General features: G+C 63.2%; 23 protein-coding genes. 5 read left to right on the forward strand and 18 right to left on the reverse strand.

Annotated features, from left to right (window positions below):
* Positions 1 to 2 precede the first annotated feature (2 nt).
* Both BTN82_RS25305 and BTN82_RS25310 read left to right on the forward strand, forming a co-directional pair.
* The gene (locus tag BTN82_RS25305; protein WP_075121792.1) at positions 3 to 236 is read left to right on the forward strand and encodes a PP0621 family protein; all 234 of its coding nucleotides are present in this window, start codon (positions 3 to 5) and stop codon (positions 234 to 236) included.
* Between the two features lie 289 nt (positions 237 to 525).
* Positions 526 to 1848, forward strand: coding sequence for a sigma-54-dependent transcriptional regulator (locus BTN82_RS25310; RefSeq protein WP_075121793.1), 1323 nt, complete (start codon positions 526 to 528; stop codon positions 1846 to 1848).
* On the opposite strand, the gene thiO is transcribed toward BTN82_RS25310, so the two are convergent.
* From thiO to BTN82_RS25345, 7 genes are read right to left on the reverse strand one after another with little or no spacing between them, the layout of a single operon-like run.
* Positions 1845 to 2939 carry a glycine oxidase ThiO gene (gene thiO / locus BTN82_RS25315; RefSeq protein WP_075121794.1) on the reverse strand — a complete coding sequence of 365 codons (1095 nt, stop codon included), beginning with the start codon at positions 2937 to 2939 and terminating at the stop codon, positions 1845 to 1847. The genes BTN82_RS25310 and thiO overlap by 4 nt on opposite strands.
* Positions 2940 to 2999: 60 nt before the next feature.
* Positions 3000 to 3401, reverse strand: coding sequence for a type IV pilin protein (locus tag BTN82_RS25320; protein WP_075121795.1), 402 nt, complete (start codon positions 3399 to 3401; stop codon positions 3000 to 3002).
* Between the two features lie 13 nt (positions 3402 to 3414).
* A complete protein-coding gene (locus tag BTN82_RS25325; protein WP_075121796.1) occupies positions 3415 to 6504 on the reverse strand; it encodes a pilus assembly protein in 3090 nt (1029 codons plus the stop codon).
* Positions 6491 to 6967, reverse strand: a complete 477-nt coding sequence (locus BTN82_RS25330; protein ID WP_261793020.1) for a PilX N-terminal domain-containing pilus assembly protein — start codon at positions 6965 to 6967, stop codon at positions 6491 to 6493. The genes BTN82_RS25325 and BTN82_RS25330 overlap by 14 nt, the downstream gene beginning before the upstream one ends.
* Before the next feature lie 11 nt (positions 6968 to 6978).
* Positions 6979 to 7689, reverse strand: a complete 711-nt coding sequence (locus BTN82_RS25335) for a PilW family protein (RefSeq protein WP_075121797.1) — start codon at positions 7687 to 7689, stop codon at positions 6979 to 6981.
* Positions 7686 to 8129 carry a type IV pilus modification protein PilV gene (pilV, locus tag BTN82_RS25340; RefSeq protein WP_148169613.1) on the reverse strand — a complete coding sequence of 148 codons (444 nt, stop codon included), beginning with the start codon at positions 8127 to 8129 and terminating at the stop codon, positions 7686 to 7688. Before pilV ends, BTN82_RS25335 begins: the two co-directional genes overlap by 4 nt.
* Positions 8126 to 8596: a GspH/FimT family protein gene (locus BTN82_RS25345; RefSeq protein WP_075121799.1), complete on the reverse strand. Its 471-nt coding sequence runs from the start codon at positions 8594 to 8596 to the stop codon at positions 8126 to 8128. The genes pilV and BTN82_RS25345 overlap by 4 nt, the downstream gene beginning before the upstream one ends.
* A 133-nt stretch (positions 8597 to 8729) precedes the next feature.
* Between BTN82_RS25345 and BTN82_RS25350 the strand changes: the two genes are divergently transcribed.
* Positions 8730 to 9254, forward strand: a complete 525-nt coding sequence (locus tag BTN82_RS25350; RefSeq protein WP_075121800.1) for a GspH/FimT family protein — start codon at positions 8730 to 8732, stop codon at positions 9252 to 9254.
* Here BTN82_RS25350 and ispH read toward each other — a convergent pair whose 3' ends face one another.
* The 6 genes from ispH to murJ all read right to left on the reverse strand — a co-directional run bounded on the left by ispH (position 9255) and on the right by murJ (position 16733).
* Positions 9255 to 10202, reverse strand: coding sequence for a 4-hydroxy-3-methylbut-2-enyl diphosphate reductase (gene ispH / locus BTN82_RS25355; protein WP_075121801.1), 948 nt, complete (start codon positions 10200 to 10202; stop codon positions 9255 to 9257).
* Between the two features lie 123 nt (positions 10203 to 10325).
* Positions 10326 to 10778, reverse strand: coding sequence for an FKBP-type peptidyl-prolyl cis-trans isomerase (fkpB, locus tag BTN82_RS25360; RefSeq protein ID WP_075121802.1), 453 nt, complete (start codon positions 10776 to 10778; stop codon positions 10326 to 10328).
* Positions 10771 to 11283 carry a signal peptidase II gene (lspA, locus tag BTN82_RS25365; protein WP_075121803.1) on the reverse strand — a complete coding sequence of 171 codons (513 nt, stop codon included), beginning with the start codon at positions 11281 to 11283 and terminating at the stop codon, positions 10771 to 10773. Before lspA ends, fkpB begins: the two co-directional genes overlap by 8 nt.
* Positions 11276 to 14107, reverse strand: coding sequence for an isoleucine--tRNA ligase (gene ileS / locus BTN82_RS25370; protein ID WP_075121804.1), 2832 nt, complete (start codon positions 14105 to 14107; stop codon positions 11276 to 11278). Before ileS ends, lspA begins: the two co-directional genes overlap by 8 nt.
* 13 nt (positions 14108 to 14120) lie before the next feature.
* The gene (gene ribF, locus BTN82_RS25375; protein WP_075121805.1) at positions 14121 to 15065 is read right to left on the reverse strand and encodes a bifunctional riboflavin kinase/FAD synthetase; all 945 of its coding nucleotides are present in this window, start codon (positions 15063 to 15065) and stop codon (positions 14121 to 14123) included.
* 129 nt (positions 15066 to 15194) lie between these two features.
* Complete coding sequence (murJ, locus tag BTN82_RS25380) at positions 15195 to 16733, reverse strand: murein biosynthesis integral membrane protein MurJ (protein ID WP_075121806.1); 1539 nt, start codon at positions 16731 to 16733, stop codon at positions 15195 to 15197.
* A gap of 253 nt (positions 16734 to 16986) precedes the next feature.
* Here murJ and rpsT point away from each other — a divergent pair, with 253 nt between their 5' ends.
* A complete protein-coding gene (rpsT, locus tag BTN82_RS25390; protein WP_016967023.1) occupies positions 16987 to 17265 on the forward strand; it encodes a 30S ribosomal protein S20 in 279 nt (92 codons plus the stop codon).
* Between the two features lie 147 nt (positions 17266 to 17412).
* Here the strand turns inward: rpsT and BTN82_RS25395 are convergent, their stop codons facing one another.
* The 5 genes from BTN82_RS25395 to rplU all read right to left on the reverse strand — a co-directional run bounded on the left by BTN82_RS25395 (position 17413) and on the right by rplU (position 21180).
* Positions 17413 to 17877, reverse strand: a complete 465-nt coding sequence (locus BTN82_RS25395) for a CreA family protein (RefSeq protein WP_075121807.1) — start codon at positions 17875 to 17877, stop codon at positions 17413 to 17415.
* Between the two features lie 10 nt (positions 17878 to 17887).
* On the reverse strand, positions 17888 to 19006 hold the full coding sequence (gene proB / locus BTN82_RS25400) for a glutamate 5-kinase (RefSeq protein ID WP_075121808.1): 1119 nt from the start codon (positions 19004 to 19006) through the stop codon (positions 17888 to 17890).
* 150 nt (positions 19007 to 19156) lie between these two features.
* On the reverse strand, positions 19157 to 20380 hold the full coding sequence (gene cgtA / locus BTN82_RS25405; RefSeq protein ID WP_075121809.1) for an Obg family GTPase CgtA: 1224 nt from the start codon (positions 20378 to 20380) through the stop codon (positions 19157 to 19159).
* 195 nt (positions 20381 to 20575) lie between these two features.
* Positions 20576 to 20833 (reverse strand): 50S ribosomal protein L27, encoded by a 258-nt coding sequence (gene rpmA / locus BTN82_RS25410; RefSeq protein WP_016773121.1) that lies wholly within the window; start codon positions 20831 to 20833, stop codon positions 20576 to 20578.
* A 35-nt stretch (positions 20834 to 20868) separates the two neighbouring features.
* Positions 20869 to 21180 (reverse strand): 50S ribosomal protein L21, encoded by a 312-nt coding sequence (rplU, locus tag BTN82_RS25415; protein ID WP_007924746.1) that lies wholly within the window; start codon positions 21178 to 21180, stop codon positions 20869 to 20871.
* Positions 21181 to 21421: 241 nt separating this feature from the next.
* Between rplU and BTN82_RS25420 the strand changes: the two genes are divergently transcribed.
* Positions 21422 to 22390: a polyprenyl synthetase family protein gene (locus BTN82_RS25420; RefSeq protein ID WP_075121810.1), complete on the forward strand. Its 969-nt coding sequence runs from the start codon at positions 21422 to 21424 to the stop codon at positions 22388 to 22390.
* Positions 22391 to 22398: the final 8 nt, after the last annotated feature.

Consider the following 22398-nt stretch of genomic DNA (forward strand, 5'->3'; position numbering starts at 1 on the left):
CCATGCTTCGTTTACTGTTCTGGATCGCTCTGATTGCTGCCGCGGTATGGCTCTGGCGCAAATTCAAGCAGCCCGCCTCCGGCACTGTCGCGCCCCGCGAACCCGGCGCCGCGCCGATGGTGCGCTGTGCCCATTGCGGCGTGCACCTGCCCCGCGACCGAGCCCTGGGCGTCGAACAACAATGGTATTGCAGCCAGGCGCACCTGGAACAAGGTCCGGTCTCCCGCGATCGCTGAGACCCAGCCTCGGCCGACGCCAACGCCTGCTGGTCGAAAGGACCGTGCAGGCGCCATCGAATAATTCGCTACACAAAAACCGCCGCCTCGGCAGCGTCCGGTTTTCGCCCGGCAACGCTCGGTAAACCGGGGCTATAGCCCCGCACCGGCTCAGCGGACCTCCCCGGCACCCCTCCCCCGCTCGACCCTCGGCAGGGCGAACGCCCGCCAGCCTGCCTAAGCTTCATCACACGCCAGGATGGCGGATGTTCTCGCACCTCTTTCACTCACGGATGAAGCAGCAAGCGGCATGAGCTCTCGGCAAAAAATCCTGATCGTCGATGACGATCCAGGCGTGCGTAAATACCTGGAAATCAGCCTCGGCCGGATGCAGCGCCATACCCGCAGCGCCCGCACCCTGGGCGAAGCGCGTCGCTGGCTGGGCCGGGAAGGTTTCGACCTGTGCCTGAGCGACCTGCACCTGCCCGACGGCAGCGCCCTGGAGTTGCTGGAACATATCCGCAGCCAGCAGTTGCCCATGCAGTTGGCCGTACTCAGCGCCTGTAGGCGCCAGGAAACCGCGATCCACACCCTCAAGGCCGGTGCCATCGACTTCCTCGGCAAACCCGTGGACCTGACACGTTTGCGCGAGTTGCTGAACCGCGCCCGCCACACACCGACGCAGTCCGGCGCCAGCTCGCTGCTGGGCGACTCCACCCCCATGCGCGAATTGCGCGGGCAGATCACCAAACTGGCCCGCAGCCAAGTCCCGGTCTATATCAGCGGCGAATCCGGAAGCGGCAAGGAACTGGCCGCCCGCGCGCTGCACGATCAGGGCTCACGGGCCGGCCAGGCCTTCGTGCCGGTCAACTGCGGGGCGATTCCGTCGGAGCTGATGGAGAGCGAGTTCTTCGGTCATCGCAAAGGCAGCTTCAGCGGCGCGGTCGAGGACAAACCCGGGCTGTTCCAGGCGGCGCACGGCGGCACGCTGTTTCTCGATGAGGTGGCCGACCTGCCGCTGGCGATGCAGGTCAAGCTGCTGCGCGCGCTTCAAGAAAAGGCGGTGCGCTGTATCGGCGGACAACAGGAGGTCGCGGTCGATGTACGGATTCTCTGCGCCACTCACAAGCCGCTGCTGGCTGAGGTGCAGGCCGGGCGCTTTCGCCAGGACCTTTACTATCGCCTGAACGTGGTCGAGCTGAACGTGCCGCCGCTCCGCGCCCGCAAAAGCGATATCGAGCCGCTGGCCGCAGCCATTCTCGAGCGCCTGGCACAAGGCGACGAACAACGTCTGGCGCGGCTTCAGCCGGGCGCGTTGCTGGCTCTGCAGAGCTACGATTTTCCCGGCAACGTGCGCGAACTGGAGAACCTGCTCGAACGGGCGCACACCCTGTGCGAAAACCGCCAGATCGAAGCCGGGGACCTGCGTCTGACGCCGAACAGCCTCTTGCCAGCCATCGCGCCCGATTCAAGCCAAGCGATCGACCTTGAACGTTATCTGGAGCAGATCGAACGCCAGCTGATCCTTCAGGCGCTGGAGCACACCCGCTGGAACCGCACAGCGGCGGCCCAGCGCTTGAGCCTGTCGTTTCGTTCGATGCGCTACCGCCTGAAAAAGCTCGGGCTGGACTAGATCCGCCCCGCCGGCGCATAAGGCGCCGGATCGATGATCGGCTGCCGCCCCAGCATCAGGTCGACAAACAGTTGGCAGGAGGCCGGCGCCAGCACCAGGCCGTTGCGGTAATGCCCGCAGTTCAGCCACAAGCCTTCCCACTCCGGTACCCGGCCGATATAGGGAATGCCCTCGGGCGACCCCGGGCGCAGGCCCGCCCAATGCCCCACCACCTCGGCCTGCGCCAGCGCCGGGATCAGCTCGACGGCCGAAGCCTTCAGGCTTTCCAGGGCCGATACGGTCGGGGTCTTGTCGAAGCCTTCGTGCTCCAGGGTGCTGCCGATCAGGATGTGGCCATCGCGCCGCGGAATGGCATAGCGCCCCTTCGCCAGGACCATGCAGGAAAGAAAGTCCGACGCGCACTTGTAGAGAATCATCTGCCCCTTGACCGGCTCCACTGGCAACGCCAGGCCCAGGCTCTGTAACAGCTCACCGCTCCAGGCGCCCGCCGCGAGCACCACCTGATCGCCGCGGATGTCGCCCCGGGAGGTCTGGACCCCGAGCACCCGCTCGCCCTCGCGGATAAACCCGCTGACGTCGCACTGCTCGTGAATCGTCACCGCCGGCAAGGCCAACAGGGCGGCCTTCAGCGACTTGACCAGGCGCGGGTTGCGCACATTGGCCACGTCGGCCATGTAGATCGCCCGCGCAAAGCCGCCGCCCAGCACCGGTACGGCATCGTGGGCCGCGGAGATATCCACGGCGCTCAACGGCCGTTGCTCCCGACGGGCCCAGGCCAGCGCCTCGCTTTCATCGTCCAGGTCCAGCCAGTACAGGCCGGTGGTGTGCACTTCGGGATCGACCCCGGTGCTGGCGAACAGGCGTTCGGCCAGCTGTGGATAAAAATCCTGCGACCAATGCGCCAGCGCCGTGACCGCCGGGCTGTAGCGCCAGGGGTACAGCGGCGAAACGATCCCGCCGCCGGCCCAGGACGATTCCTGGCCAACGTTCGAGCGATCCAGTAACACCACCCGCTGCCCGGCAGACGCCAGATTGAACGCGGTCAGCAGGCCGATTACTCCACCGCCGACAACCACCACTTGCTGTTGCATTGCCTTAATCCAGTCCAGGAAATAAAAACACCGGGCACCGCCGGCACCCGCCACGCTTGGTCAGCGCCCCCAGCACTCTTTGCTGGTCACCCCGTCGGCCAGGTTGTTGTTACCCATGGCGCCGGTATGGCTGAGGGTGAACTCGCCGCACTTGTCGCCGGCCATCATGCTTTCGCTTTTCGGCGTCGCGGTCAGGGTAAAGCTCTGGTCGGCCAGGACCGGGGCGATGCTGTAGTCATCGTTGCCGTTGCTCAGGCCCGGGGCATTACTGTAGACACCACCCTTGGAATGAAAACGCTCAAGGCTCTGCGCCTGCTCGGACAGCAGCCCGGCGATTTGTGTGCGATGGGTTTTCTTCACGTACTCGGTGATGCTGGGAAGGCTCAGGGTGACGACGAGCCCGATGATCGCGATCACGATCATGATTTCGATCAGGGTAAAACCTTGGTTGGATCTGCGCATGCCACACTCTCGTTTACTGAATTTGTCGCCACATGATGCGGCGGCTGCCACCACCCGGCTTTTCCACCAGCGCGGCAATGCCGCCACCGGAATCGCTGACGATCTTGCGGGTCGCACGGTTTAGAACAGCGCTCAATGCCGGGATGCCGCCGGTAAAGATGACGCCGCTGGAAGGCGTGTCCAGGCTGTCGACCCTTCCATCGCCATTGGTATCAAGCACCGCGTCGGCCTGCATCTTACCGCTGAATGCGTCCAGCTCGACCAATTTGCCGCTGCCGGTGGTGGAACAGGGGTCGTCAGCCTCGACCGCCGCCGTGCTGAAAACGATACGCCCCGCCACCAGGGTGGCCGGGTTGAGGACCCGTTCGCCGCTCGACGCCGGACCATCTCCCAACGGCAGGTACCAACCCTTTTGCAGCGGGTAACCGACTTCCGCCTGCGTGCTGGTGATATAGGAACCCGCGCTGCCGGCAAACCGCCCGGTGATCGCCTGCGCCTGCAAATCCGCCTCGACCAGGCGCCCCGCCCCTCCCGGAGCATCCCAGACCCCATAAAAACCCTGGGCATCCTGGCTGCGCTTATCGGCCAGTTCGCTGAGCTTGCCGGTGCCGAACAGCACCAGCTTGCCGCCGTCGGGATGATCCGCCAGCAACGGTTGCGCGGTGATGGGCTGGGTCGCGCCACCGTGCGCGCTGAATAGCGGAGCGCCGGCGAAAGCCAGCCCCCAACGTTCAGGCGTCGCGTCGCTCAAGTCGAACTTCCATAGCCGCCCCTGGAGATCGCCGCCATAGGCCGCCTGGGCCACGTTCTGGCTGTCCACCCGCAGCTTCACCGAGGACAGCCCATTATTTTGCCCATTGCCATCGACCACAATTTTCCTGATCAACGAGCCGTCGCGAATATCCACCACGTACAAGGCCGCGATCCCGGAATGGCTGCCATAACCGTTGCCGATAAAGGCCGCCCAGCGTCCGTCGGCCAAGCGTGCCACTTCCGGGCGGGCGTAGGCATAACCCAGATCATTGAAAGGGTGAGCGAGATCGGCTACCGCCGGCGCGGATATTTCCCACAACGCCTGGGGCGTATTGCCGGCCTGGCCATGCAGCTGCACGGCGTAGAACGCCTTGCCTCCCGCCCCCGTGCCCGCCAGCGCCAGGGTGGCCCAGGCCGCGCCGAGTTGGGTATCGAACACCGCCACCGGGCCATCGGCCAGGAACCGGTGGCGGGCGCCGTTGGCGTAGCCCGGGTCGGCAAGCGCATGTAGCAACGGCAATGCGCTGGAGGGCATGTAGGCGTAACGGCGCGTACCGTTGGCCGGGTCGATCACCGAGAGCAGGCCGTCATTGGCGTTGACCAGCAAGCTCGGGCGCATGCCCTGGCTCTTGGTCGCCAGATAAGTGCTATAGCCGCTGTCGCCCTGCAGGTCGGCGGCGTCCCGCGCGGCCGGCGCGGCCATGGCCAACGGCGCGTTGACGATGTCGCCGAGCAAACGGCTACGCAGCCGAAGCCCCGATCGATTAACGCCCTGGCTCCACGCCAGCAGATCGGCCGCGCCGATGCCTGGCGGCAGGTGCTGAGCGACCTCAGCCTGCTGCATTGTGGATAATTGCTCGAGGCGCAAGGCCACTGGCGTCCGGGTCGCGCTGTTCCAGGTCTGGAAAACGCCGGACGGGGCATTGGGCACCAGGGTCGAGTCCGTGCTCCACAGCGGCGCGGCGGTATCGACCACGCCAGCAGGGTCGATGCCATAGGCCCTGACGGTGCCGTGCCAATCGGCGGGATCATAAGAGGCCTGGAAATAGCTCGAACCGCTGGCCAGCCCGGCGGCGCCAGCCGTGGCATTGCCGGCCTGGGCGGCGGAGGCCGCGACCTCGTCCAGCGCCGCGGCCAGCGCCGCCTCAAGGCTCGGCGTGTCGGCCGCCGGGTAGAACTTGCCCTGACCGTAGTTCGCCGCATCCACCAACATCGGGTAGCGCGCATCGAGGCCGACGGTGTAGGTGTTCAGGTGCTGCTGCGCGAACCCCGCCGAGTCCCAGCTCTTCCCCGCGATATCCGCGCCCGTTGTGCGCATGTCGATATCCGCCGCCAGCTTGGCGATGTCGTCCAGGTACAGGCTGCTGCCCGCCTCGTTGCCCCCGGGGTTGCTGCCGTCGTTGGCCACGCCGTCCCAATCGGGCAGGCGGCTGGCGCTCTGCGGGTCACGGAGCGGAAAGCTGTGGTCGTAGCTGGGCAAGCCAGCGCTGACCACCAGGCCGTAATTGCGCTGGCAGCGATACTGGATCGGGCTGCCGTAGGTCGACGGTGCCGTGTTGTAGTAAGGCGCCATCCCCCGGAAATAACGGCTGATCTCGTAATAGGTTTCCGCCAACGGTGCCTCGGCCGTCGCCCTGAGCGTGCCGATGGCGGCCTGCAAGGCCCGATAATTGTCGTCGGCCTGAGCCTGGCTGACGTGCTGGCCTACCGGCGCCAGATCGCTGATGACCCGCACGATGCGCCCGCCCGGCGCCATGTCGCTGCCCGCTGGCGGATTGAAGCTGGCCAGCCCGATGCGCAGCGCGCGATTGTCCGCCACCAGCCTGCTGGCGGCATCGCGAACCTGGGTCATGCGATCCTGGTCGGGAATCGAGCCGTCGGTGAAGTCCCGGTCGCGGCCATCGGCCAGGGCAATCAGATAGGCCAGATAAGCCGCCGGGTAGCGGGTCCTGCCGCTGCCGGCCGGATCGGGCAGCTTGAGGCACAGCGGTCGGGCACCGTCGCGGTAAAAACCGACCTTACCGGCGGCGCAGCCTGCCTGCTCCAGGGTTGCAAGGGCCACCGACTGCGCATCCAGGCTGGCGCCGGCCAGGCATTGGCCAGCCTGCATCCGGCAGGGCCTGACCGGCCCCCGCTCCTGCCCGGGGTCGAAACCCGCAGCGTAGACGATGCTGCTCATGTGCTGCGAATCGTCGAGCAGCAGCATCACGTTCGGCGCCACCGCCGCCGCGTTCGCCAGGGGTGCCTGCGCCGGGGTGAAGCCATAGGCCGTCGCCCCTAGGCAGAAGCCCAGTGCAGCGCCAACCGCCAGCCTCTCGAGCCGCCGAGCCCGGCGTTCAATACTTGGCATAGATACTCTCCAGCACGCTGCGCGAGTGGCCGGCCAGGCCGACGGCGGTCACCCGGTACAGGGTCGCGGACGTGTTGCTCGGCACATTGACCGCCCCCAGCGTCGTACCGATGTTCTGCACCGCGTAGAAACCGTTGTCGGTGGCGATCCAGGTCGCCCCCGAATGGCTGTTGTGACCCGCGGCGCCGACCACCGCGGCTTCGCCGGGCGGCGCGCATTGGCTGCCGGCACAGACCGGCAACGAATAACGGTCCTGCTGCACCGCGCTCTCGCCGATCCGCAGGGCCGTTTCCGCCGCCTGGAACGACTGGTTGCGCAGCCACAGGCCGCCGGCCATCTTTTCCTGCAAGGTGGCGTTCTGCATCGACGAAATGCCGATCAAGGTCAGCAGCAACAGGAATACCAGGCTGATCAGCAGCGCCATGCCGCGCTGCCCCTGCGCCATCGGGCGGTACGAAGTCATCGGCAAGCGGCTCACAGCAGGCGATTGCGCAAGGCGGCCACCACATTGAACGTCTGCGGCCGCACGCGCGCCTGAGGATCGCTCAGGGTCAGGCTCAAGCGCACGCTGCGGATCCGGGCCGGGTCACCGGGCTCGCGACTGTAGCGCGAGGCCGCGATATCCGTTGCGCTGCTGGCCATGCCGAACGACACCTCGAAAGCGCTGACGTGATTGACCAGCACCGCCTGGCCGGGACCGGTTCCCGTGCCCATCAGCAGTTGATCGTCCTTCAGGCTGTACACCAGCCGCCGCACCGCAAATGCTTGCTGCCCCGCGGCGGCCTTGCGCTGGCCGGTATAAGCAGTCGCGCTGTTGCGGCAATCGGACAGCACGGTCCAGGTCGGGGCACCGCCGCCGTCGCCAACATCAGCGGTGACCAGCGCCAGCCGGCGGTTGGCGTTGTCCCAGCGGATCGGAGCCTGCCGATGGCCGGCGAAGTCTCCGGCGCTGCTGGCGTCGGCGATGCTTTGCAGGCAGCCGAACATGCCGACCATGCGTATTTCCTGGACCATCTTGCTCAGTACGAAGCGCGCGTCTTCTTGCAGGTTGGCCGCGGCGTTCTGGCTGAGATAGGTGTTTTTCGCCGAAATGAAAATCTGCGTCACGCCCAATACCACCACCAGGCTCAACGCCAGCGCCACCAGCATCTCGACCAGGCCGAAACCGCTTTCTGCGCGCCTCACGGCCGGCCTCCCGGGTCCACCGCCACGCGACTGCTCAGGACAAAACTGCGGCTCTTTTGTGCGGAACGTTCGGCGCGGGAATCGTCCCAGGTGATGCTGATGGTGAATACGCCTTGCTTGAGGCCGATATGGCCCTCGGCGGTCGGCCCGCCAAAACTCTCGATGTTATGGGCGAAGTCATAGAGGTCCTGGTCCCGCACCACGGCGAAGTTGCCCGCGGCGGGCGCGGCCACGGTGTAGTCCGCACCGCTGTTGGCGCGAATCCGATCGAGCATGTCATAGGCAATGAAACTGGCCTGGCTGGTCATCAAGGCACTGTCGGTGTAACGCAACGCATTGAGCTGCACAGCCGCCGCGCCGAGCAGGCCCACGCCCAGTATCAGCACCGCCACCAACACCTCGATCAGGGTCATGCCAGCCTGCCCCCGCGTGCCCGTCATTTGCATTCCCCACCCACTACGATCCGTCCGTTGAGGCACAGCGTGATCCTTCGACGCTGCTCGCCAAGCACGTAGTCCAGGACCGGCGGGGCTGCCGCCGCGATCCCGCCCAGCGCATTGAAATCGATGCTCTCGAACTCTGAGGTTAGCGTCAGCCGGGCACCGCGGCTGACCGCGGGAACAACCCGCAATACATTCGTCGCCGGGGCCGCGCCTTGATAAATCGACAGCCCGCGGCTCCAGTCCGAATCGACGGTCGTCGGCCGCAGGCGAATCGGAAAACCGCGATCGATAGCCTCCAAACGCGCGTAGTTCAGGCTCCGCAGCAGCTCGCCAATGTCGCTATCGGCCTTGGTGCGCTGTGCCATCCGGCTGAATGTCGGTACCACCAGGGCCAACAAAACCAGCGAAACCGCCAGGGCCACCAACAACTCGATCAGCGTGAAGCCCTCCGTACGGCGCCCCATCCCACCCCCTTGAACGGCCATCGGCTATAACTGGCCCTGGCACCTGGAACACTCATAGACCGAGCGTTCGCGGTTTTGCTCAATGAGCCGGACAAGGATTGTCCGGGCGGGTACCCGCCATGGAGGGAGAGACATGTTGCAGAAGGGTTTCGGCCTGCTCGAAATAATCGTGTGCCTGGCGCTGGCCGGCCTGCTGATGTTGTTCGCCGGCGCGTCGTTCGGGGAGTTGCTCCAGTCGACGCGGCGCCTGGATACCGCGCAAAGGCTGGCCAGCGGTATTCGCAATGCGCGCACCGAAGCCGTCCTGCGTCAGCAGCGAACCCTTATCCACGGGTTGAACGACGACTGGAGCCAGGGCTGGCGGATCATTCTGGATATCAGCGGCGAAGGGGCTCGGGATCCCGACAACCCGGTGCTGCTCGAACGCCACGCGGACCGTCGCATCGCCGTTGTCGGCAATCGCCCGGTACAGCACTTCGTGCGGTTCAGCAGCCAGGGCGATCCGCTGCTGCCCAGCGGTGCATTCCAGGCCGGCACCCTGCACATCTGCGCCGCCGGCCCGGGGGCCAGCGAACATCAGGTGGTGCTTTCTCGCAGCGGGCGGGTCAGCCTGCGCAGCGACAAGGCCGCGCAGGCGTTATGCGACAGGGAGGGCTGATCAGAGCAGCGAACGAACGCGCAGCTCTTTGGGCATGGAGAAGGTGATGTTTTCTTCGCGGCCGGCCAGTTCGTCCGCGCCAGTGGCGCCCCAGGCATGCAACTGCTCGATCACGCCCCGCACCAGCACCTCGGGCGCCGAGGCCCCGGCGGTAATGCCGATCCGCTCGACACCGTCGAACCAGCTGCGCTGCATATCCTCGGCGCCGTCGATCAGGTACGCCGGGGTAGCCATGCGCTCGGCCAGCTCGCGCAGGCGGTTGGAGTTGGAGCTGTTCGGGCTGCCCACCACCAACACCACATCGCACTCGTCGGCCAGTTGCTTGACCGCGTCCTGACGGTTTTGCGTGGCGTAGCAGATATCGTCCTTGCGCGGTCCGCCAATGGCCGGAAAACGCTGGCGCAAGGCATCGATGACCCGGCTGGTGTCGTCCATCGACAGGGTGGTCTGGGTCACGAAGGCGAGTTTTTCAGGGTTGCGCACCTGCAGGGCCGCGACGTCTTTCTCGTCTTCCACCAGGTAGATCGAGCCGCCGTTGCTGGCGTCGTACTGGCCCATGGTGCCTTCGACTTCGGGGTGTCCGGCATGGCCGATCAGGATGCATTCGCGACCGTCGCGGCTGTAGCGCGCCACCTCGATGTGCACCTTGGTCACCAGCGGGCAGGTCGCATCGAAGACTTTCAGGCCGCGACCGGCCGCTTCGCTGCGTACCGCCTGGGACACGCCGTGGGCGCTGAAGATGACGATGACGTCGTCCGGCACCTGGTCCAGCTCCTCAACGAAGATCGCGCCACGGGCGCGCAGGTCTTCGACGACGAATTTGTTGTGCACCACTTCATGACGCACATAGATCGGCGGCCCGAAGACCTCCAGGGCGCGATTGACGATTTCGATCGCGCGATCCACGCCAGCGCAGAAGCCACGGGGATTGGCGAGTTTGATTTGCATGCTGTGCCTCGTGTCTTGCGGGCAAGGAATAATCATGGCAACCGCTTCGCGGTTGATCGCGAGCAAGCTCGCTCCTACACAAACACCGCGGTCCCTGTAGGAGCGAGCTTGCTCGCGATGCCTTTAAAGCGCTTTGACGTCGATGATCTCGACATCGAAGGTCAACGTCTTGCCGGCCAACGGATGGTTGAAATCAACGGTCACCTGAGCGTCGTCAAACGCTTTGACCACGCCCGGCAGCTCGGTATTCGCCGCATCGTTGAAGATCACCAGCAAGCCTTCCGATAGCTCCATGTCCTGGAACTGCGAACGCGGAATGACCTGCACATTCTGCGGGTTCGGCTGGCCAAAGGCGTTTTCCGGCTCGACGGTCAGATTACGCTTGTCGCCGGCCTTGAAACCGAACAGCGCCGCTTCGAAACCTGGCAACAGGTTGCCATCGCCGACCTTGAAGGTCGCCGGGGCCTTGTCGAAGGTGCTGTCCACCGTGTCGCCGTTCTCCAGGCGCAATGCGAAATGCAAAGTGACTTCCGTGTTCTGGCCGATGCGTTGCCCAGCCAATACCTGTTCAGTCATGAACGGCTTCTCCGGTTTTCTTGCTTTTGAACATATCCAGCGCAAGCATCACCGCGCCTACGCTGATGGCGCTGTCAGCGAAGTTGAACGCCGGGAAATACCAGCGGTTCTGCCAATGCACCAGGATGAAGTCGATCACATGGCCCAGGGCGATGCGGTCGTACAGGTTGCCCAGCGCGCCGCCCAGCACCAGTGCCAGGGCCACCGCCAGCCAGGTTTCGTTGCGCCCCAGGCGCTTGAGCCAGACCACCAGCACCGCGCTGACCACTATCGCGATCAGAGCGAACAGCCAGCGCTGCCAGCCCGAACTGTCCGCCAGGAAGCTGAACGCCGCGCCAGTGTTGTAGGCCAGGGTCCAGCTGAAGTAATCCGGGATCACCACGATCTGCTGGTACATCGACAACGAGCTTTCGAAGTGCAGCTTGCTGGCCTGGTCGATGACCAGGACCAGCACGCTCAGCCACAACCAGCCCAGACGGCCGAAACGGCCCGCGGCATTAGGCATAGTGACGAACCTCGCCTGCGCCGCTGATGTTGTCGACGCAACGACCGCAGATTTCCGGATGCTCCGGGTGCACACCAACGTCTTCACGGCAGTGCCAGCAGCGGGCGCACTTGGCGAAGCCAGACTTGACCACTTTCAGCTTGAGGCCGGCGACTTCGGTTTCCACCGCATCCGCCGGAGCCTGCACGAACGGCGCAACGCTGGCGGTGGAGGTGATCAGCACAAAACGCAGCTCGTTGCTCAGCTTGGCCAAGTCGGCGCTCAGCGCGTCTTCGGCATACAGGGTCACTTCGGCTTGCAGGTTGCCACCGACGGCCTTGGCCGCGCGCTGGATTTCCATTTCCTTGTTGACCGCAACCTTGACCGCCATGATCCGGTCCCAATAGGCGCGATCGAGCTCGAAGCCTTCCGGCAATTCGCTCAAGCCTTCATACCAGGTGTTGAGCATCACCGACTCGTTGCGCTCGCCCGGCAGGTATTGCCACAGCTCGTCGGCGGTGAAGGCGAGGATCGGCGCGATCCAGCGCACCAGCGCTTCGGAGATGTGGAACAGCGCGGTCTGGCACGAACGGCGGGCCTTGCTGTCGGCGCCGGTGGTGTACTGGCGGTCCTTGATGATGTCCAGGTAGAAGCCGCCCAGCTCCTGCACGCAGAAGTTGTGCACCTTGGAGTAGACGTTCCAGAAACGATATTCGCCGTAATGCAGCTCCAGCTCGCGCTGCAGCAGCAGGGTACGGTCCACGGCCCAACGGTCCAGGGCGAGCATCTCCTCGGCCGGCAGGATATCGGTGGCCGGGTTGAAGCCGCTCAGGTTGGAAAGCAGGAAGCGCGCGGTGTTGCGAATACGCCGGTAGGCGTCAGCGCTGCGCTGCAGGATCTGGTCGGAAACCGCCATTTCGCCCGAGTAGTCGGTGGCCGAAACCCACAGACGCATGATGTCGGCGCCCAGGGTGTCGTTGACCTTCTGCGGTGCGATCACGTTGCCCAGGGACTTGGACATCTTGCGGCCGTTCTCGTCGACGGTGAAACCGTGGGTCAGCAGCTCGCGATACGGCGCGTGGTTATCGATGGCGCAACCGGTCAGCAGCGACGAGTGGAACCAGCCGCGGTGCTGGTCGGAACCTTCCAGGTACAGGTCGGCGCGCGGGCCGCTTTCATGGCCCATCGAGTGCGAACCGCGCAGCACGTGCCAGTGCGTGGTACCGGAGTCGAACCAGACGTCCAGGGTGTCGCTGATCTTGTCGTAGTGCGGCGCTTCATCGCCGAGCAGCTCGGCGGCGTCCATCTTGAACCAGGCTTCGATGCCTTCCAGTTCGACGCGCTTGGCCACCTCTTCCATCAACTCGACGGTGCGCGGGTGCAGTTCGCCGCTTTCCTTGTTCAGGAAGAACGGGATCGGCACGCCCCAGTTGCGCTGGCGGGAGATGCACCAGTCCGGGCGATTGGCGATCATCGAGTGCAGGCGCGCCTGGCCCCAGGCCGGTACGAACTGGGTGTCCTCGATGGCTTGCAGGGCACGCTGGCGCAGGGTGTCGCCGACTTCCGGCTGCTTGTCCATACCGACGAACCATTGCGCGGTGGCGCGATAGATCAACGGCGTCTTGTGGCGCCAGCAGTGCATGTAGCTGTGGCTGATGGTTTCGGTGTGCAGCAGCGCACCGACTTCGGTCAGCTTGTCGACGATCGCCGGGTTGGCCTTCCAGATGAACTGGCCGCCAAAAAACTCCAGCGAGGTGGCGTACACGCCGTTGCTCTGCACCGGATTGAGGATGTCGTCGTTGACCATGCCGTAACGCTTGCAGGTCACGAAGTCGTCTTCGCCGTAGGCCGGAGCCGAGTGAACCACGCCGGTACCCGCGCCCAGCTCGACGTATTCGGCCAGGTACACCGGCGACAAACGATCGTAGAACGGGTGACGGAAATTGATCAGTTCCAGGGCCGAGCCCGGAGCGGTGGCGATCACCGAGCCTTCCAGGTTGTAGCGGGCCAGGCAGGACTCCACCAGCTCTTCGGCCAGGACCAGCAGCTTGTCGCCAGCGTCGACCAGGGCGTAGTTGAACTCAGGGTGCACGTTCAACGCCTGGTTGGCCGGGATGGTCCAGGGGGTGGTGGTCCAGATCACGATCGACGCCGGCTTGTTCAGCGTGGCCAGGCCGAAAGCGGCGGCCAGCTTGTCTTCGTCGGCGATCGGGAACGCCACGTCGATGGTCGAGGATTTCTTGTCCTGGTACTCGACTTCCGCCTCGGCCAGGGCCGAGCCGCAGTCGAAGCACCAGTTCACCGGCTTGAGGCCCTTGAACACGAAACCGCCCTTGACCATCTCAGCCAGTGCGCGGATTTCCCCGGCTTCGTTGGCGAAATCCATGGTCTTGTACGGGTTGGCCCAGTCGCCCAGCACGCCCAGGCGGATGAACTCGGCCTTCTGGCCTTCGATCTGCTCGGTGGCGTAGGCGCGGCACAGTTCGCGGGTCTTGTCCGACGTCAGGTTCTTGCCGTGGGTGACTTCGACCTTGTGCTCGATCGGCAGGCCATGGCAGTCCCAGCCCGGAACGTAAGGCGCGTCGAAGCCCGCCAGGGTCTTCGAGCGGATGATCATGTCCTTGAGAATCTTGTTGACCGCATGACCGATGTGAATCGAGCCGTTGGCGTAGGGCGGACCGTCGTGAAGCACGAACTTCGGACGATCCTTGCCAATTTCGCGCAACTTACCGTACAGGCCAATGCTGTCCCAGCGCTGCAGAATCTGCGGTTCGCGCTGAGGCAGGCCGGCCTTCATTGGGAAGGCGGTGTCCGGAAGGTTTAGCGTGGCTTTATAGTCGGTCATTTAAGGCTCTTCATTAGCGATTGGCGCTATGGATACGTGCCACTTCGGCACGGGCGGCGGCGACATCCGCATTGATCGCCGTCTTCAGGGCCTCCAGAGAGGCGAAACGCTGCTCTTCACGCAGCTTGTGGTGGAAAACCACCGTCAAACGCCGGTCGTACAGGTCGCCGGCAAAATCTAAAAGATGGACTTCCAGGTGGGCCTTGCCATCCCCTGCCACCGTCGGCCGCACACCGATATTGGCGACGCCCGGCCAGGTCTTGCCGTCGATGTCGACATTCACCAGGTAGACCCCGGACAGCGGCACGCGACGGCGCTTGAGCTGCACGTTGGCGGTTGGCGTGCCCAACTGGCGCGCCAGCTTCTGCCCGTGCAGGACACGTCCGGCAATGCGGAACGGGCGACCGAGCAGACGCTCGGCCAACACGAAATCGGCGGCGGCCAGCGCATTGCGGACCTGGGTACTGCTGACGCGCAGACCGTCCAGCTCGACGGTTTGCGCCGCCTCGACGGTAAAACCGTGGGTGAGGCCGGCCTTTTGCAGGAAATCGAAGTCGCCGACCCGGTCGCAACCAAAACGAAAGTCGTCGCCGACTTCCAGATGCTGCACGCCAAGGCCGTCGACCAGGATCGTCTCGACGAATTCGCTGGCGCTGAGCTTGCTCAAGCGCTGGTTGAAAGCCAGGCACAGGACCCGGTCGACGCCTTCCTCGGCCAGCAGTTGCAGCTTGTCGCGCAAGCGCGCCAGGCGGGCCGGGGCGGTCTCGGGAGCAAAAAACTCGCGCGGCTGCGGCTCGAAAATCACCACGCAGCTGGGCACGCCCAGCTCGAGCGCACGCTCACGCAGCCGGCCCAGGATAGCCTGGTGACCACGGTGAACACCGTCGAAGTTGCCAATAGTGGCGACACAGCCCCGATGCTGGGGGCGCAGGTTGTGGAGGCCTCGGACCAGCTGCATAACGCGCTTCTTGCTCGTAAAGTGGCCGATTATAACCACACCCGACGGCCGGCGACAGGCAACAGCACGCGCCAAAGTGATCGAACCGACAAAACCACCGCCCGACTGACGTTCAAGGCCCCCGAAACCTCAGCTCAACGCCTTGCGATTGAAGTCGCGCAGGCGGAAACCGAGCAAGACCAGCATGCCGAAATAGGCCACGACACCCGCGCCCACCAACGCCCCCAGGCGCAGGAAACGTTCGAGCATATGGCCCTGGTCCCAGGCCGGCATGAACTGCAGCAAGCCCACCAGCACCGCCGACATCACGCTCACCGCAATAATCAGCTTGAAGGCGAATTTGCCCCATCCCGGCTGCGGCAGGAACATCTGCTTTTTCCGCAACTGATAGAACAGCAGGCCAGCGTTGATACAGGCCCCGACACTGATCGCCAGCGCCAGGCCCGCATGCTTGAGCGAGCCAACGAACGCCAGGTTCAGCAACTGCGTGACGACCAGGGTGAAAATCGCGATTTTCACGGGCGTACGGATGTTCTGCTGGGCATAGAAGCCCGGCGCCAGGACCTTGATCACGATGATCGCGAGCAACCCGACCGAATAGGCGACCAGCGCCCGCTGGGTCATCGCGGCATCGAAGGCACTGAACTGGCCGTACTGGAACAGCGATACCGTCAGCGGCTCGGCCAGGATCCCCAGCGCCAGCGCGCAAGGCAGCACCAGCATGAAGCACAGGCGCAGGCCCCAATCGAGAATCCGCGAATATTCGTGCCGGTCCTTGTTGGCGTAGGTCTTGGCCAGCGTCGGCAACAGGATCGTCCCCAGCGCCACCCCCAGCACCCCGGAAGGCAGCTCCATCAGCCGGTCGGCGTAGTACATCCAGGACACCGAACCGGCCACCAGGAAGGAAGCGAAAATGGTGTTGATGATCAGCGAGATCTGGCTCACCGAAACCCCGAGAATGGCCGGCAGCATCTGTTTCAGCACTCGCCAGACCCCGGTGTCGCGCAGGTTCAGGCGCGGCAGCACAAGCATGCCGATCTTCTTCAGGTGCGGCAGCTGGTACAGCAGCTGCGCCAGGCCGCCTGCCAGCACCGCCCAACCCAGGGCCATGACCGGCGGATCGAAATACGGCGTCAGGAATACCGAAAACACGATCATGGCGACGTTCAACAGCGTCGGCACGAACGCCGGGACCGAGAAACGGTTCCAGGTATTGAGAATCGCCCCTGCCAGCGAGGACAGCGAAATCAGCAATATATAAGGAAAGGTCACGCGCAACAGATCAGTGGTCAGCGCGAATTTTTCCGGCGTATCGACAAAACCCGGGGCCGTCGCCCAGATCACCCAGGGCGCGGCAATGATCCCAAGCGCGGTCACCAGCGCCAGTACCAGCGTCAGCAAACCGGAGACATAAGCAATAAAGGTGCGGGTCGCCTCTTCGCCCTGCTGGCTTTTGTATTCCGCCAGGATCGGCACAAAAGCTTGGGAAAAGGCGCCTTCGGCAAAGATCCGGCGCAACAGATTGGGCAGTTTGAAAGCGATGAAAAAGGCGTCCGTCGCCATGCCGGCGCCGAACGTTCGCGCAATGATGGTATCGCGAACGAACCCCAGAACCCGGGAGAGCATGGTGATAGAGCTGACAGCGGCCAACGACTTGAGCAGGTTCATGAAAAGGTTTTTTGCCTGTAGATAAACAGCAGGCGAACAATGCGCCCACTTGTGCGATACTCCGCGCCGCAACAGCACAGAGCCAAAGCTCGCGAGTTTACAGGTCAAGCGCCGGAAATAAATATCCCGCCTCTTCAGATCCAACCACTCAGCGGAACGTCTCACACGCCCTTGACAACACATCAACTCATCGGCATGATTCGCGGCCTATTTTGTTTGCTATTTCCCAAAAAGTCTTTCGAGGAGCTCGACGGTGGCCAACACACCTTCCGCCAAAAAACGTGCAAAACAGGCTGAGAAGCGTCGCAGCCACAACGCCAGCCTGCGTTCCATGGTTCGTACCTACATCAAGAACGTAGTGAAAGCCATCGACGCAAAAGACGCCGCTAAAGCGCAAGCTGCTTATGTTCTGGCCGTGCCAGTTATCGACCGTATGGCCGATAAAGGCATCATCCACAAGAACAAAGCTGCTCGCCATAAAGGCCGCCTGAATGGCCACATCAAGGCTCTGAACCTTGCTGCTGCAGCCTAAGCGACACGCTTGTTAAAAAACCGACCCCAGGGTCGGTTTTTTATTGCCTGCGATTTATTGATTCGCCAGGTAAAACGCTATCGCGAGCAAGCTCGCCCCTACAAGGGGGCGCCAAGCCTGTAGGAGCGAGCCTGCTCGCGATGGGGTTTACGGGTTCTGCGCCCACGGCAAAATCGGAATCGCCGTCACCGCATTCTGCGGGCTACCCTCGATCAGACGATCGCTGTAGACCAGATACACCAGGGTGTTGCGCTTCTTGTCGAGAAAACGCACCACCTGCATGGTCTTGAACACCAGCGAAGTACGCTCCTTGAACACCTCATCACCATCCTTGAGCTCGCCCTTGAAGCTGATCGGCCCAACCTGGCGACAGGCGATGGAAGCCTCGGCACGATCCTCCGCCAACCCCAAGCCACCCTTTACACCGCCGGTCTTGGCGCGCGACAGGTAGCAGGTCACCCCGTCCACCTTCGGATCATCGAAGGCCTCGACCACAATGCGATCATTGGGCCCGACAAACTTGAACACCGTGGAAACCTGGCCGATTTCCTCGGCAGATGCCATCAGCGGCATCGCCAACAACAACCCCAACCATCCTTTTGCTATGCGCATTGGTTTTTCCTTAGACCAGAATCAGGTTGTCACGGTGAACCAACTCAGGCTCAGCCATATACCCCAGCAAGCCGACAATCGCATCAGAAGACTGACCGATGATCTTTTGCGCCTCCAGGGCACTGTAATTGGCCAGGCCGCGCGCGATTTCGCGCCCGTCCGGCGCCACGCACACCACCATTTCACCCCGACGGAAGCTACCCTGAACCAGCTTGACCCCCACCGGCAGCAGACTCTTGTTGCCCTGGGACAAGGCCGATACCGCGCCATCGTCCAACACCAGCGTGCCGCGAGTCTGCAGATGCCCAGCCAGCCACTGCTTGCGCGCCGCAAGCATGCCGCGCTCCGGCGAGAGCAGGGTCCCCAGGCGCTCGCCAGCCTTCAGGCGATCCAGCACCCGCGGCAAACGCCCACCGACGATAATCGTATGCGCCCCGGAACGCGCAGCCAGACGCGCCGCACGCAGCTTGGTTTGCATGCCCCCACGCCCCAGCGCACCACCGGTTCCGCCCGCCACCGCATCCAGCGCCGGATCGTCGGCACGCGCCTCGTAAATCAGCTGGGCATCGGGGTTGCTGCGCGGATCGGCGTCGAACATGCCGTCGCGGTCGGTGAGGATCACCAACAGGTCAGCCTCGACCAGGTTAGCCACCAAAGCGGCCAGGGTGTCGTTGTCGCCGAAGCGGATCTCGTCGGTGACCACGGTGTCGTTTTCGTTGATGACCGGAATCACCTTGAGCTCGACCAGCGCACGCAAGGTGCTGCGGGCATTCAGGTAACGTTTGCGGTCGGACAAGTCATCATGGGTCAGCAGAATCTGCGCCGTGTGCAAGCCATGCTCGGCAAAACTCGACTCCCAGGCCTGCACCAGTCCCATCTGGCCAATGGCCGCGGCCGCCTGCAACTCATGCATCGCACTCGGTCGTGCGGTCCAGCCCAGGCGACTCATGCCGGCCGCTACCGCACCGGAGGAAACCAATACCAGCTCGACGCCAGCCTCATGCAAGGCCACCATCTGCTCGACCCAAACGCCCATTGCCGCGCGATCCAGCCCCTTGCCGTCCGCCGTCAGCAGTGCACTACCGATCTTCACGACCCAGCGCTGCGCACCTGTCACCTTACTCCGCATCTTCTTCAACCTTAGCTTGAGAGCCACGCGACCGAGCGCGCCCATAAGTTATTCGTGGCTACGTTTGTTGATACCAAGCTTCTCGATACTGCATTTTCCAGATACTAAAACGCCGCTCGGTGAGCGGCGCTTGTAGTTTACTGCAACGAATCAGTCGCGGACGTAAATGATTTCCGGACCGTCTTCGTCATCCACATCTTCCTCGTCCCAATCATCGTCGCCGATGTCATGCACGCTCTTCACGCCACTGCGACGCAGGGCGCGCTGGTCATCCAGAGCCTGCAACTGGGCGCGCGCCTCGTCTTCGATCCGCTGATCGAGCTCGGCCAATTCGTCGGCATATACCGGATCGGCCGCCAAGCGATCGGCACGATCTTCCAGGTAACGCATGATGTCGCGACTCAGGCGCTCAGTGCCGTCTTTGGAAATAGCCGAGATCACGTACACCGGACCGGTCCACTCCAGGCGATCGACGATCTCCTTGACCCGCTCCTCATGCTCTTCCTCGAGGATCTGGTCGCACTTGTTCAGCACCAGCCAACGGTCGCGCTCGGCCAGCGACGGACTGAACTTGACCAACTCGTTGACAATCACTTCCGCAGCATCGGCCGAACTGCTTTCGTCCAGCGGCGCCATGTCCACGAGATGCAGCAGCAGACGGGTACGCGCCAAGTGCTTAAGGAAACGGATCCCCAGGCCCGCGCCATCGGAGGCGCCTTCGATCAGGCCCGGAATGTCGGCGATCACGAAGCTCTTCCAGCGGTCGACACTGACCACGCCCAAGTTCGGCACCAGAGTCGTGAACGGGTAGTCGGCGACTTTCGGCTTGGCCGCGGAAACCGAGCGGATAAAGGTGCTCTTGCCAGCATTCGGCAGGCCCAGCAGACCAACGTCCGCCAGCACTTTCAATTCCAGCTTGAGGTCGCGCTGCTCGCCCGGCTTGCCTGGAGTGGTCTGGCGCGGCGCACGGTTGGTACTGGACTTGAAACGGGTGTTACCCAAACCATGCCAGCCGCCCTGCACCACCAGCAAACGCTGACCGGCCTTGGTCAGGTCGCCGATCACTTCCTGGGTACCGGCATCGATCACCGTAGTACCGACCGGCACGCGCAGCTCGAGATCCTCGCCCTTCTTGCCAGTGCAATCGGTGCTGCCACCATTGGAACCACGCTCGGCATCGAAGTGACGGGTGTAGCGGTAGTCCACCAGGGTATTCAGGTTTTCGTCGGCGATCATGTAGATCGAACCGCCGTCACCCCCATCACCACCGTTCGGGCCACCGTTTTCGATGAACTTTTCCCGACGGAAACTCATGCAGCCATTGCCGCCATCGCCAGCTTTTACTCGGATCGAAACTTCATCAACGAACTTCATAACAAAACGCCTCTCGCCGCACGGACGAGCTGAAAAACACTAAGACATAAGACTCTTGCAAAAATGAGCGCAGCGACCCCGATCAACGGCCGTAACATCCAGCGCTGGCAGCCCATACAAACAGTTTTGCAAGAGACTCACCCCACAAACGAAAAAGCCCCGTCGCAAGACAGGGCTTTTCCAGCGATCGCGCAATTAAGCCGCGATGACGCTCACGTAACGACGACCGAAGGCGCCTTTTACTTCAAACTTGATCACGCCTTCGATTTTCGCGAAGAGGGTGTGATCCTTACCCATGCCAACGCCGTAGCCAGCGTGGAATTGGGTGCCGCGCTGACGCACGATGATGTTGCCGGCCTTGATGACCTGGCCGCCATACATCTTCACGCCAAGGCGTTTGGCTTCTGAGTCGCGACCGTTACGGGTACTACCACCAGCTTTTTTGTGTGCCATGAGTTCAATTCTCCTAGTGAGGAATTAGGCTGAAATTAAGCCTGAATACCGGTGATTTTGATCTCGGTGAACCACTGGCGGTGGCCCATACGCTTCATGTGGTGCTTACGGCGACGGAACTTGATGATGCGGACTTTATCGTGACGACCTTGGGAGATCACTTCAGCCTTGACGGTTGCGCCAGCAACAACAGGTGCGCCGATGTTCACGTCGTCGCCATTGGCAACCAACAGAACGCGGTCAAAAGTCACGGATTCGCCAGTAGCGATTTCCAGTTTTTCGATCTTCAGGTATTCACCTTCAGCGACCTTGTATTGCTTACCGCCGGTAACGATTACTGCGTACATGGTATTTCTCCGATAATCCTGCTCACCCAGCTCTTTATAAGAAGAGGTATTGGCTGGCATGGCTGCATGGGGCTGGAACGGCCCAAGTGCAATTGCGTAAGGCAGGTGCTGCCCAGGAAGTTCAGGGTGCGCGATTGTACGCAAGCTGCTTTGGCGATGCAAGTGGCCGTCCATCGCGCCTTGACAGCCCCGGACGTGGGTCCTAGCATGCCGCGCAACCCTTCTGGAGCACCTGTCGCTGATGCAACCCCAAGCTTTCTACCACGCGGTGGCGGACGATTTTAGCGCCGTCGACGGCATCATCAAGAAGCAGCTGACTTCCCGAGTGCCGCTGGTATCGAAAATCGGCGACTACATTACCTCGGCCGGGGGTAAACGCCTGCGTCCTTTATTGGTGCTGCTGTGTGGCAAGGCCCTGGGACGCGAAGGCGACGACCTGCGACTGCTGGCCGCCACCATCGAGTTCCTGCACACCGCGACCCTGCTGCATGACGACGTGGTCGACATGTCCGGCATGCGCCGTGGCCGCTCGACCGCCAACGCCATGTGGGGCAACGCCCCAAGCGTGCTGGTCGGCGATTTCCTGTACTCGCGGTCCTTCGAGATGATGGTCGAACTGGGCTCGATGCCCGTGATGAAGATCCTGTCGCAAGCCACCCGCATCATCGCCGAAGGCGAAGTGCTGCAACTGTCGAAAGTCCGCGATGCCAGCACCACCGAGGAAACCTACATGGAGGTCATCCGCGGCAAGACCGCGATGCTCTTCGAGGCCTCGACCCACAGCGCCGCCGCCCTGGCCGACGCCACCGAGGAGCAGAGCGAAGCCCTGCGCACCTTCGGCGATCATTTGGGCGTGGCCTTCCAGCTGGTGGACGACCTGCTGGACTACCGCGGCGATGCAGAGACCCTGGGCAAGAACGTCGGCGACGACCTGGCCGAAGGCAAGCCGACCCTGCCGCTGATCTACACCATGCGCGAAGGCACGCCGGAACAGGCGGCGCTGGTCCGCCAGGCGATCCAGAAAGGCGGGATCGAAGACCTCGAGAGCATCCGTGCAGCTGTGGAGGCCTCAGGCTCCCTGGACTACACAGCGCAACTGGCCCGCGACTATGCCGCTCGCGCCATTGCCTGCCTGGAAGCCCTGCCGCCGAGCGAGTACCGCGACGCGCTGGTTGAATTGAGCGAATTCGCGGTAGCCCGCACGCACTAAGAAAACTC

The sequence above is a fragment of the Pseudomonas chlororaphis genome (assembly GCF_001921865.1).
In the GTDB taxonomy this organism is placed as follows: domain Bacteria; phylum Pseudomonadota; class Gammaproteobacteria; order Pseudomonadales; family Pseudomonadaceae; genus Aquipseudomonas; species Aquipseudomonas chlororaphis_D.